14 protein-coding genes and 1 riboswitch are annotated in these 11,934 nt (G+C 37.2%); of the genes, 8 read left to right on the top strand and 6 right to left on the bottom strand.

All coding sequences use genetic code 11. From position 1 onward, the window contains the following. Positions 1 to 74 precede the first annotated feature (74 nt). From I2490_RS11815 to ribH, 8 genes are all read left to right on the top strand, one after another. Complete coding sequence (locus I2490_RS11815; RefSeq protein WP_245157169.1) at positions 75 to 440, top strand: ArsR/SmtB family transcription factor; 366 nt, start codon at positions 75 to 77, stop codon at positions 438 to 440. Between the two features lie 15 nt (positions 441 to 455). After that, positions 456 to 677 (top strand): cation transporter, encoded by a 222-nt coding sequence (locus I2490_RS11810; RefSeq protein WP_206459966.1) that lies wholly within the window; start codon positions 456 to 458, stop codon positions 675 to 677. Positions 678 to 733: 56 nt separating this feature from the next. Then, positions 734 to 2,620, top strand: a complete 1,887-nt coding sequence (locus I2490_RS11805) for a heavy metal translocating P-type ATPase (RefSeq protein ID WP_206459965.1) — start codon at positions 734 to 736, stop codon at positions 2,618 to 2,620. Positions 2,621 to 2,644: 24 nt separating this feature from the next. After that, positions 2,645 to 3,472: a chemotaxis protein CheW gene (locus I2490_RS11800; RefSeq protein WP_206459964.1), complete on the top strand. Its 828-nt coding sequence runs from the start codon at positions 2,645 to 2,647 to the stop codon at positions 3,470 to 3,472. 75 nt (positions 3,473 to 3,547) lie between these two features. After that, positions 3,548 to 3,662, top strand: a riboswitch (FMN riboswitch). Between the two features lie 212 nt (positions 3,663 to 3,874). Then, entirely contained in the window at positions 3,875 to 4,966 is a 1,092-nt protein-coding gene (ribD, locus tag I2490_RS11795; protein ID WP_206459963.1) for a bifunctional diaminohydroxyphosphoribosylaminopyrimidine deaminase/5-amino-6-(5-phosphoribosylamino)uracil reductase RibD, read from the top strand. Then, the gene (locus tag I2490_RS11790) at positions 4,967 to 5,632 is read left to right on the top strand and encodes a riboflavin synthase (RefSeq protein ID WP_206459962.1); all 666 of its coding nucleotides are present in this window, start codon (positions 4,967 to 4,969) and stop codon (positions 5,630 to 5,632) included. 87 nt (positions 5,633 to 5,719) lie between these two features. Next, on the top strand, positions 5,720 to 6,928 hold the full coding sequence (locus I2490_RS11785) for a bifunctional 3,4-dihydroxy-2-butanone-4-phosphate synthase/GTP cyclohydrolase II (protein WP_206459961.1): 1,209 nt from the start codon (positions 5,720 to 5,722) through the stop codon (positions 6,926 to 6,928). Positions 6,929 to 6,992: 64 nt separating this feature from the next. Continuing rightward, positions 6,993 to 7,454: a 6,7-dimethyl-8-ribityllumazine synthase gene (gene ribH, locus I2490_RS11780; RefSeq protein ID WP_206459960.1), complete on the top strand. Its 462-nt coding sequence runs from the start codon at positions 6,993 to 6,995 to the stop codon at positions 7,452 to 7,454. A 152-nt stretch (positions 7,455 to 7,606) separates the two neighbouring features. Here ribH and I2490_RS11775 read toward each other — a convergent pair whose 3' ends face one another. From I2490_RS11775 to I2490_RS11755, 6 genes are all read right to left on the bottom strand, one after another. Then, the gene (locus I2490_RS11775; RefSeq protein ID WP_206459959.1) at positions 7,607 to 8,533 is read right to left on the bottom strand and encodes a DUF3298 and DUF4163 domain-containing protein; all 927 of its coding nucleotides are present in this window, start codon (positions 8,531 to 8,533) and stop codon (positions 7,607 to 7,609) included. Next, positions 8,526 to 8,837, bottom strand: coding sequence for an RNA polymerase sigma factor (locus I2490_RS16705; RefSeq protein ID WP_330634669.1), 312 nt, complete (start codon positions 8,835 to 8,837; stop codon positions 8,526 to 8,528). The genes I2490_RS11775 and I2490_RS16705 overlap by 8 nt, the downstream gene beginning before the upstream one ends. A 9-nt stretch (positions 8,838 to 8,846) precedes the next feature. Beyond that, positions 8,847 to 9,047: a hypothetical protein gene (locus I2490_RS16700; protein ID WP_245157167.1), complete on the bottom strand. Its 201-nt coding sequence runs from the start codon at positions 9,045 to 9,047 to the stop codon at positions 8,847 to 8,849. Between the two features lie 70 nt (positions 9,048 to 9,117). After that, positions 9,118 to 9,657, bottom strand: a complete 540-nt coding sequence (locus I2490_RS11765) for a biotin transporter BioY (RefSeq protein ID WP_206459958.1) — start codon at positions 9,655 to 9,657, stop codon at positions 9,118 to 9,120. Between the two features lie 36 nt (positions 9,658 to 9,693). Beyond that, positions 9,694 to 10,737, bottom strand: a complete 1,044-nt coding sequence (locus tag I2490_RS11760; RefSeq protein ID WP_206459957.1) for a biotin--[acetyl-CoA-carboxylase] ligase — start codon at positions 10,735 to 10,737, stop codon at positions 9,694 to 9,696. Positions 10,738 to 10,949: 212 nt separating this feature from the next. Further along, a complete protein-coding gene (locus I2490_RS11755) occupies positions 10,950 to 11,879 on the bottom strand; it encodes a DMT family transporter (protein WP_206459956.1) in 930 nt (309 codons plus the stop codon). Between the last annotated feature and the right edge of the window lie 55 nt (positions 11,880 to 11,934).

Genomic DNA, 11,934 nt, shown 5'->3' with positions numbered 1-11,934 from the left:
TATCATGTGAACAAGTATTCATATGATAATATGAACACTTGTTTAAAAGAGTAAAAAATAAGGGGGACTATATATTGGAAAAGGAAAAAATTAAAATTGAATGCTGCGATTCTTTTCATGTACATGAAGAAGTCGTTAATAGCGTAACCGAAATGATGCCGGAAGAAGAAGTTTTATATGATTTAGCAGAGTTATATAAAGTTTTTGGTGATAGCACGCGGATAAAAATTCTATATGTATTATTTGAAGCCGATTTATGTGTCTGTGATATTGCGCAGTTATTGAATATGGGGCAATCCGCAATATCCCACCAACTACGCGTGTTGAAACAAGCACGCCTTGTTAAGTTTCGAAGAGAAGGAAAATCTGTTATTTATTCATTAGCAGATGATCACGTTAGAACAATTATTGATCAGGGAATGGAACATATTTCAGAATAGGAAAGGAAGAAAAAAATGAAAAAAACATTTAAAATGAAAGACTTGGATTGTGCAAATTGTGCTGCAAAGATGGAAAATGCGATTAAAAGAATTGAAGGTGTTCAGAATGCTCAAATAAGCTTTATGACACAAAAAATTACCTTAGAAGCTCCAGAAGAATTGTTTGAAAAGATATTGCAGGATGCAATGAAAATTTGTAAAAAGATTGAGCCTGATTGTGTAATTATAACAAAGTAACAAAATTAAGGAAGGAATTCGACATTATAAAGTTGACTTAGGGCAGGTGTTTGAATATGTCAAAGAAACAAAAAAGAGTTTTAATAAGAATTTTAATAAGTAGTGTTTTATTTGCTGCAGGTGAGGTACTTATAATAACAGGGAGTAATCCATTCAACGAAGCAAGTTTGTTTGCTTTCTTTTTAATCCCTTATTTGATTGTGGGTGGCGACGTTCTTTTAGATGCCATAAAAAATATAATCAGAGGCCAAATTTTTGACGAAAATTTTTTAATGGCTCTCGCAACTATAGGTGCTTTTGCAATTGGAGAATATCCCGAAGGGGTTGCAGTTATGCTCTTTTACCAAATTGGGGAACTTTTTCAGAGCTATGCGGTCAATGCATCCCGAAAGTCCATTGCAAGTCTCATGGACATTCGGCCAGATTATGCGAATATAGAAATTGATGGGGTTTTAAAGCAAGTTGATCCTGAGGAGGTTTCTGTTGGGGATATCATTATTGTAAAACCCGGAGAGAGAATCCCTCTGGACGGCGTTGTAAAAGAAGGAACTTCTTCTGTTGATACTTCTGCTTTAACAGGGGAATCGCTGCCACGTGATCTGAGTGAAGGGAACGAAGCATTAAGTGGCTGTATTAATTTAAATGGAGTGCTGTCAATTCAGGTTACGAAAGAATTTGGTGAATCTACCGTATCTAAAATATTAGACTTAGTAGAAAATGCAAGCAGTAAAAAAGCAAAAGCAGAGAACTTTATCACGAAATTTGCACGTTACTATACACCAGTTGTTGTTATAGGTGCTGCACTTTTAGCGATTATTCCTCCTTTATTGATTGATGGTGCGTTATTTTCTGAATGGATTCAGCGTGCTTTGATTTTTCTAGTGGTATCTTGCCCATGTGCATTGGTCATTTCCATTCCTTTGGGATTTTTTGGTGGGATTGGAGGGGCATCTAAATGTGGGGTGCTGATTAAAGGCAGTAATTACTTAGAAGTATTGGCGAAAACAGGGATGGTTGTATTTGATAAGACCGGAACTTTAACAAAGGGTAATTTTAAAGTAACAGAAATTTATCCTGCAAAAGGAGCGACAATACATAAAGATGAGATATTAAAGTTAGCAGCTACCGCTGAAAGTTATTCGGATCATCCAATTTCAACCTCTTTAAAAGAAGCTTACGGGATTAAGATTGATCGTAAGCAATTAGAAAGTGTCGAAGAGATTTCCGGATACGGTGTGAAAGCTATTGTCGACGGGAAAAGGGTTTACGTTGGAAATGCAAAGCTTATGGAGCAATGTTCAATAGACTTTGAAAGAAAAACGACTCCTGGAACTCTTGTATATGTTGCGATAGAGAATTCTTATGCTGGATGTATTGTTATTGCCGATGAGATAAAAGAAGACTCTGCAGATGCTGTAGTAAATTTAAAGAATGCTGGTGTTAAGCGTACGATTATGTTAACCGGTGATTCTAAGGCAGTCGGAAAAATGGTTGCTGAGGAATTAGGTTTGGATGAGGTCTATGCAGAGCTGCTGCCGGCAGATAAGGTAAACCAACTGGAAGAATTAATAAAGCAAAAGAGACTTTATGGGAATCTTGCTTTTGTTGGGGATGGAATCAATGATGCGCCGGTTTTGGCCGAAGCAGATGTTGGGATTGCTATGGGGGGATTAGGATCCGATGCGGCGATTGAAGCTGCAGATATTGTTATTATGGATGATCGGCCTTCCAAAATTGTGACTGCAATTGAAATTTCAAGAAAAACACTTAAGATTGTAAAACAAAATATTATTTTAGCTTTAGGCATAAAAGGAATTGTTTTATTATTAGGTGCGTTTGGTATGGCTACAATGTGGGAAGCCGTATTTGCTGACGTAGGGGTGTCGGTAATTGCTATATTAAATGCGATGAGAGCTTTGGATGTTTCAAGATACCAGGGCTGATTCAGCAGGAAAAGGAGAATCTATATGCAACAGGAAATACAATCAAATCAAGATATTATTACAAAAGAGATCCCTTGGATTGTTTTTAAAGCAGGGCATGGAGTTTTTGCCATATCAAGTGAGATCGTAAGTTCTATTTCGATTTTGTCGAAGGAGATAACCGGCATGCCGGAAGCGCCATCGTATGTAAGAGGACTCGTAAACTTGAGAGATGGCTGTATTCCCGTGGTTGATTTACGAAGTGTGTTAAATATGCAAACGCTTGAAGAAGAGATTCGTTTATTTGAGAGTATGCTTGAAGAGCGAAAGCAGGATCATCAAAAATGGGCATCAGAATTGGTTCGCAGCATCAATCAAAAAGAACCCTTTACATTAACCTCTGATCCACATCAATGTGCATTCGGAAAATGGTATGATAGTTATAAAACCGAAAATCCAATGGTACAATTTCATTTAAAGAAAATTGATGAACCTCATAAGAAACTTCATAATATGGCCGTTCGTTTACAAGATGCGTTAGATATACCGAATGAAGAGGAACGTATGAAAGCATTGGATGATATCCAAAAGCAATTGCAAGATGAAATATTGCCGATAATGTTACGTCTATTGGATGAAACAAAGCAGGTAATGGGTGAGAGTGTACGAGAGATGATGCTCGTCTTGGATGATGGGCAGAAACAAGGCGGTATAGCAGTCGATGAAGTACTTCGTGTTGAGCATTTAGAACCAATGAAGGATACAATTAAAATTGATGAATATCACCAAATGAACTTTGTTACTGGTGTATCAAGATCAAAAGAGCAAATAATCTTATTGATTGATGAAAAGAAGCTGATTGAGTTAATTTAAATAAAAATAAAATTTTTCTTTTCTTTTTGAAACAAGCAGTATATAATAGCACATAGAAAATTAAATATTGGATAAATTAATCTTCAGGGCAGGGTGCAATTCCCTACCGGTGGTATAGCCCACGAGCCGCAAGGCAGATTCGGTTAGATTCCGAAGCCGACAGTTACAGTCTGGATGGAAGAAGATAAGGGACGGTTGTAATATTTTTGCAATTGTTTTTTGTGCGATTTGCTCTGAGATGTCATTCATTTCAGAGCTTTTTTTATATCAATTTTTTAGAATAAACAACCGTAAAATTTCAACCATAGAATAATTTCGCTGTTAAAATGGAATTCATATAAAAAGCGAAATAATATGCTCGGATTTTTTATTCAAAGTACATTTGAGTAAGGGAGTGGTACTGTGAATGAACTGGATTATATGAGAAGAGCCATTCAATTGGCAAAAAAAGGAATTGGCTTTGTAAATCCCAATCCTTTGGTCGGCGCAGTCGTCGTAAAAAACGGTGAAATCATAGGTGAAGGATGGCATGAATGCTTTGGGGGACTTCATGCAGAGCGAAATGCACTATCGAACTGTAAAGAAGACCCCAGGGGTGCAGATCTTTATGTAACGCTTGAGCCGTGCTGTCATTATGGGAAGACACCGCCTTGTACGGAGGCTATTTTAGAAGCAGGAATACATCGCGTCATTATAGGTTCGAGAGATCCTAATGTATTAGTGGCAGGAAAAGGTGCCAAAATATTAAGAGAAAATGGAGTTAGCGTTGAAGAAGATTTTCTTCGAGAAGAATGTGACACTTTGAATTTTATCTTTTTTCGATACATTACAACCGGTCTTCCATATGTATCCATAAAGTATGCAATGACGTTAGACGGTAAAATTGCAACAAAAACAGGTGAATCCAAATGGATTACAGGGGAAATGGCGCGGGCTCATGTACAGAGATTACGTCATCAGTACCGTGCAATTATGGTAGGTATACAGACAGTGCTGGAAGACAATCCGCTTCTGACTTGTCGAATGGAGAATGGAAGAAACCCAATCCGTATTGTGTGTGACTCGTATTTGCGATTGCCTTTGGATTGCCAATTAGTTAATACCATTGACGAGGCTCCTGTTGTTGTAGCGCATTGCTGTGAAGATGAGGATCGGCAAAAGGAACTGAAAGATAAAGGTGTTCGTCTTATCAAAACACCTTGCAATCAAGGGAAAGTGGATTTGCATTTTTTATTTAAACGTTTGGCAGAAGAAAACATAGACAGTATCTTGATAGAGGGAGGCGCAACCTTAAATGGCAGTGTGCTTGATGAGCACCTTGCTCAAAGAGTTTTGGTCTACGTTGCACCAAAGATTTTCGGTGGTAGACAAGCAAAAACTCCGGTTGCAGGAAACGGTGTTGCAGCCCCGTCCGAAAGTTCCAAATTAGTATGTGTAAAAAACGAATGGATTGAACAAGATTTATTCTTAGAATATGAGGTGGAGGAAAACTAGATGTTTACCGGAATTGTTGAAGAAATAGGAACCATTTTTGGAGTAAAGTCCGGTGCAAATTCGGCACAAATGACAATACAAGGTAAAAAAGTTTTAGAGCGAACACAAATCGGTGACAGTATTTCCGTGAATGGAGTTTGTCTTACAGTGATTGCAATGAAAGGAAACAACTTTGTTGTAGATGTGATGGCAGAAACATTTCGAAGAAGCAATCTAGGGAAACTTAAGATTAACAGTAAAGTAAACCTTGAACGTGCGATGGCAGCGGATGGAAGATTTGGAGGTCATATCGTTTCCGGCCATATTGATGGAACCGGTACGATCGTGCATAAGGAACGTGAGGAAAATGCAGTATGGTTAACAATAAAAACAACGCCGAAGCTACTTCGATATATTGTAGAGAAGGGTTCTATTGCAATTGATGGGGTGAGTTTGACTGTAGCCGCTTTGCAGAAGGATGGATTTCAGGTTTCCATTATACCGCATACGGGATCGGAAACAACGCTGCTTCATAAGGCAATTGGAGATCCTGTTAATTTAGAAAACGATATCATAGGGAAATATGTGGAAAGATTGATGCAGCCGCTTGCAGACTCTCACAATACCGATCGTAAGATAGAGAATAAAGAAATTACTACAGAATTTTTAAGGATACATGGATTTTAAATAAAATTAAAGTATGAAGGATGAAATGTTAAACAGAACGAATAAGGAATATTTCATTAAAAGATAGAAAGGTAATAGGAGGAAAATATGTTTCAGTTTAATACAATTGAAGAAGCCCTTGCTGATTTGAGAGATGGGAAAATTATTTTAGTAACAGATGACCCGGAAAGAGAAAATGAAGGAGATTTTATATGTGCGGCAGAATTTGCAACACAAGAAAATGTAAATTTTATGGCGACGCATGGAAAAGGCTTGATTTGTATGCCGATGAGCCAAGAGATTGCAGAACGCTTGGATTTGCCACAGATGGTAAATGAAAATACGGATAACCATAGTACAGCGTTTACCGTTTCCATTGATCACGTTTCAACGACAACAGGGATTTCGGCAAAGGAACGCTCCGTAACGGCAATGGAATGTGTGGCAGATGATGCAAAACCACAGGATTTCAGACGACCCGGACATATGTTTCCACTGACAGCAAAAGACGGTGGCGTGTTAGTTCGTGAAGGGCACACGGAAGGCACGGTAGATCTTTTGAAACTTGCCGGATTAAAGGAGTGCGGGCTTTGCTGTGAAATTATGCGCGAAGACGGTACAATGATGCGAACACCGGAATTGATTGAACTTGCGCAAGAGCATGGATTGAAGTTCATCACCATTAAAGACTTGCAGGAATATAGACAGCGCTATACCAAGTTGGTAGAGCAAAAAGCTTGTGCAAAAATGCCAACGAAATATGGAGACTTTACGGTCTACGGCTATATCAATAAAATCAATGGAGAACACCATGTTGCCTTGGTTAAAGGTGATATTGGAGACGGGAAGTCTATACTTTGCCGTGTTCACTCAGAATGCTTAACGGGAGATGTATTTGGTTCTCTTCGGTGTGACTGTGGACAGCAGTTTGCCGCTGCTATGGAGAAAATCGCAAAAGAAGGTAGAGGGATTCTTCTTTATATGCGTCAAGAAGGACGTGGCATCGGATTAATTAATAAATTGCGCGCTTATGAATTACAGGATAAGGGAAGAGATACCGTAGAGGCAAATTTAGATTTGGGTTTTGCTGCTGATTTGAGAGAGTATTGGCCGGGCGCGCAGATATTAGCCGATTTAGGGGTAAAAGAAATTCGTCTATTGACCAATAATCCTAGTAAAATATATGGTCTTCAAGGATTTGGAATTGAAATAACGGAACGTGTTTCCATTGAAATGGAGGCACAAGAAGACGATGCTTTTTATTTAAAAACGAAGAAAGAAAAAATGGGACATCTGTTGCATTGCTGCGGGAAATAAATTTTAAACATATGAGAATGATTTAAGAAAGGAGTCGTATGGCGAATGCCATGCAAAGAGAAAGATGAAAGTAATACAAGGAAATATTGTTGCGGAAGGCATAAAGGTTGGAATTGTAGCTGCAAGGTTTAATGAATTTATTGTTGGAAAGCTTTTAAGCGGTACATTGGACGGTTTGGTACGTCATGGGGTAAAAGAAGAGGACATTACAACTGCATGGGTACCAGGTGCATTTGAAATTCCTTTGATTGCAAAGAAAATGGCTAAATCAGGGCATTATGATGCAGTGATTTGCCTTGGGGCAGTTATTAGAGGGGCAACCTCACACTATGATTATGTTTGTGCAGAAGTTTCCAAAGGCGTTGCACAAGTTGCATTGGATTCTCAAATTCCGGTTATGTTTGGTGTTTTAACAACGGATACCATTGAGCAGGCGATTGAACGTGCTGGAACGAAGAGTGGAAACAAAGGCTTTGACTGTGCTGCATCCGCTATTGAGATGGTCAATCTAATGAAGCAGATATAATTAAGGTAATCAATTTTATTTAAACTTAACTTATATCTAAAGTAGATTATTATTAAAATCATAATTTAAAACTCCAATATATATAAAATCTTCCAAAGTACATATCCTTTGGAAGATTTTATTATGGCAACTAATATTAATCTTTTCAGAACTTATTTTTGAATTTCAAATTCTTGAATTCCCATATATCCCGGTGCAATTTCATATTTATTAAAGACAATGACAGGGTTTCCAGTTTCATTTATATAGAAATTTTGTTGGTCGCTGATGGTATTAAATCCTGCAATGCCATCCGAGCCATCCCAATATATATTGTCCGGATCTTTGCTTCTTTCAGCAATTTCAGCTTTAATCTGTTCATCTGCAATGGATTTATAATCTGAACCTAAACAGTCTTTCAATGTAACATCCTTATTCGTTATTAAGTCAATGTTGTAATAAAATTGTTCGAAGTACGCACTGGCAGAAGTTTCTGTTTTACGTATGATAAAGGACAAAACATTGTCAGAAATATTTTTTACTTCGTAATTAACGATGACTTCACGTTGCATAAAATCTTCTTCTTTGCCGCCTGTTTCTACAAAGGCTTCTTTATCTTCGATAGCTCGCTGCTTAGATTCTTCGACGATGGCAGTCATTTTATCGTGAATTTCTTTATTGATACGGTCTTCTGTCGTTTTGTCAGAAAGACCTTCGACCTTTGGTAACGTCATTTCTACATGCACTACGGAATCGCCTTCGTCCATTTGTTCCCCGATTAAAACACGAACCAAATTCCCTAAAATAGGTACGTTGCTGACAGAGTCGGCAAAAGCCTCATTTGTGTGAATTCCTACAGAAAAAATACCGGTAACAATAATCAATGCAGCAGCAGTACTCGCAATGGTACGGTGTAATTTCTTATTTTTTTTGTTTTCGTTCATTCTTGTTTTTCCCTTATTCTCAAAAATCTCAGTTTTTAATGGTACGAATGGATCATCATCAAAATTTTCTCTTAAAGCACTTTGTACTACTTGAGAAAGTTCTTTGGGAATAGTTGTCCCTTCGTAGATTTTTTTCAATTCTTCAAGCTTATTCATCGTTGAACACCTCACTTTTCAACTGTAGCTTTAGTTTTTCCAAAGCACTATACAGTCTTGTTTTGACTGTGCTGATGTTTAAGTCTAAAATACTTGCAATTTCTTGAAGCTTCATATCTTCAAAATAACGAAGAATCACAATGGCTTTCATATCCGGATTTAATCCTTCTAAGGCTTGGTACAAATCCATAATTTCGTCCCGGGTGATGCTTTCCTGAACAATATTTTCCGGCATTTCAAATGGATCGGTTGAAAGGATACGCTTGTTTTTTCGAATTTCATCCAAAGAAGCGTTGACTAAAATACGATAGAATCAAGTCTTCATATAAGAAGGATCTTTTAAGGAGTTAATGGATCGAAGACCATTGTAAATTGCATTTTGTATGACATCCAATGATGTTTGCTGATTTTTTACGTAGCTGTAAGCCAAACGATAAAAGCGCTCTTGATTGGATTGTACATAGCTGACAAATTCATCGTAAATAATTTTATTTGGTTCTTTTAATGTCGACATTAATGTTTGCTCCTCCTTACATAGTATCGACGGTCTAAGTCAAAGAAAAGTTTGCAAGTTTGAAAAAGAATTAGGAAATATGTTTTTTTAATTTCTTTGTAAGGATGGTTGCTGTGATTATTTTTAGTGCATCTCCAAGAAGAAATGGGAAAACACATAGGCTCAGTGCCGGAAGTAATTTCGTATGTGTTACATACATAAACCATAACGTTCCCGGTAAATAACAGAACAGCATTCCTGCGGCTAAAGCCACTGGTAAGGTAAGAAAAGCATACCCTTGTTTTTGACTTAGTTCGATTAAAAGTCCACTGACAAGTGCAATAAGAACATAACCAATGAGATAGCCTCCTGTTGGACCCAAAACAATTGATGCACCGCCAGAAAAATGTGCAAAAACAGGAAGCCCAACAAGTCCGAGTAATAAATATAGGATTTGGCTAAGGGTACCATAGTATGTTCCTAATAACGTAGTAGAGAGAAATATAGCTAAGGTAGCTAGGTTAATTGGTACGGGAGTAAATGGTAAGGGGATTAATATTTGTGAAAAAATAGCAGTTAAGGCTGCAAATAATGCACAGAGAATTTGTTTTTTTAATTTTGAGTTGGACATTTTTAATCCTTTCTAGTATTGCAAGATAGTTTTTCGTTATTCCCATCCGGTGGTTAAATCTTCAGGGCGTATACTGATTTCACCGGATTGTAAAGTTTTTTTGCTGCCATCTGAGAGTTGAACAATAAGTCCTCCGGTTTCATTAATGTCAATTGCTAATGCAGGAATTGCTTCACTTGGTGACAAGACGGTAATGCGTTTGCCTAGGACGCAGGAGCGCTGCTTGTACTCTTTTAAAAAAGAACCATCGTTCAGTTGTGGTTGGATTTCAAACAGATGATCCAAAATAGAAGCAATCAACGCATTTTTTGAAGGAATTATTTGGGTTTGTTTTGATTTTTCGCAATTTAATAAGTCTTCCTTGCGATTGAATAAAGAGCCAAAGATCTCACTTAATTCTGTCGGGAATTCTTCTGTAGGAAAGGAAAAATTAATTCCTATACCTAAAATAATTGATTCTATGGCACTTGTTTCAAAATTAGTAATTCCTTCAGTAAGAATACCGCAGATTTTTTTGTTTTTATAATATAAATCGTTAACCCACTTTATTTTTATTTGTTTTCCTGTCATTTCTTCAATCGCACGGCATACCGCTACGGAAGCAGCGGTTGTGATCAAGATAGATGGATAAGTTGTTTGTTCGGTTTTGGAGGGCTTTAACAATATACTCATGTAAATACCGCTTCCCTTTGGTGAATAGAAGCTGCGGCCTAAACGACCTCGGCCATTGGTTTGCATTTCTGAAACAACGACGGTATTGTGACAGGCTCCGTCAGCTGCCAGCTTCTTAATTGTTTGATTTGTAGATTCCAAAGATTTGTATGTTAATATATCTTTCCCTAAATCTTTATTTTTTAAGTGAGAAAGAATTCCTTGCGTTGAAAGAAGATCACTCTCAGAAGGAAGAGAATACCCTTTGTTTGTGCTTGCTTGAATGTTATAGCCGTTTTGCCTGAGATCTTCAATTGCTTTCCATACTGCAGCACGTGAAATTTGCAATTCTTTTGCAATTTTACTTCCTGAAATGGTTTGCCCCTTATATTCTTCTAAAAGCTTTAAAACGTGTTCTTTTGTTGTCATGAGAAATCCTTTCTATGTTAAAAGATAGTATTAATTATAATAAAACAAAAATTATATGTCAACTAAACTAAAGTAAAAGGTTTACAATCAACCTTTTACTTTCCTACTATAGTTATTTTAAATTATCATATAAAAAGTCACAGATGAGATAAATAAACCTCAGCTGTGACTTTAATGTGGAAATCATTCAATGGAATGAGTTTTAATTAAATTTAAACGGTTTCTGTTTCCTTGCTTGGAAGTTGTGCTATGATGATTGCAGCAAACATGATGGCACAGCCTATAAGTTCACGGATGGTTAGTATTTCACTCAGTAAGAAGTAGCCGCCCAAAGCACCGAATACCGCTTCTAAACTTAAGATTAGAGAAGCAATGGTTGGATCCGTGTCTTTCTGCGCAACCATTTGAAGTGTGTATCCGATTCCTGCAGAAAAAACACCGCAGTACACAATCGGAATGGTACATTCAACAATGCCGGCCCAAGTAGGGGATTCAAATAAGAATGCAGCAATCACTGAAAAAACAAAGGTAACGAAAAACTGTACACAGGAAAGTTTTACAGGGTCGGATTTTTTGGTGAAGTAGTCACAGCATAAAATATGACCGGTCCAGAAAAAAGCACCGATAAATATAATTAGATCACCAAACTCATAAGTAAAGCCTTCTTTAATACAAAGTAGGTAAAGACCAATGGTTGCAAAAAGAACTCCAAGCCAAGTAAGACCACGAACTTTCTTTTTTAGGAAAATACCAAAAATAGGAACAAGAACTATGTAAAGAGCGGTTATAAAGCCTGCCTTGCCGGCACTTGTGTATACAAGTCCAATCTGTTGAAGAGAGGAAGCAATAAATAAAACACATCCGCATGTAGCACCACCCTTTAAATAAGCGAGCCGTTCTTCTTTTTTTTGTTCTGGAGTAAAATCAAAATTATTACTATTTGCTATCTCTGTTTTTCTTTTCTTAGATTCTAAGAAATAGATGATAGGAAGTAATGCAAAAGTAGCTAATATGTAGCGGGAAGCACCGAAAGTAAAAGGTTCAATGTGATCCATTCCGACTCTTTGCGCAACGAAAGCAGTACCCCAAATGAATGAAGTTGTAAGTAACATAATATTTCCGATTAGCGTTTTCTTGTTCATATGCTTCTGATTCTCCTTTATTCATGATGTAAAATAATAAAAAAAAGTGCATTCT

It is taken from the genome of Anaerovorax sp. IOR16 (assembly GCF_017168145.1).
Classification (GTDB): domain Bacteria; phylum Bacillota; class Clostridia; order Peptostreptococcales; family Anaerovoracaceae; genus IOR16.
Note: the sequence above shows the minus strand (reverse complement) of the source record. Positions and strands in the feature narration are given on the sequence as shown.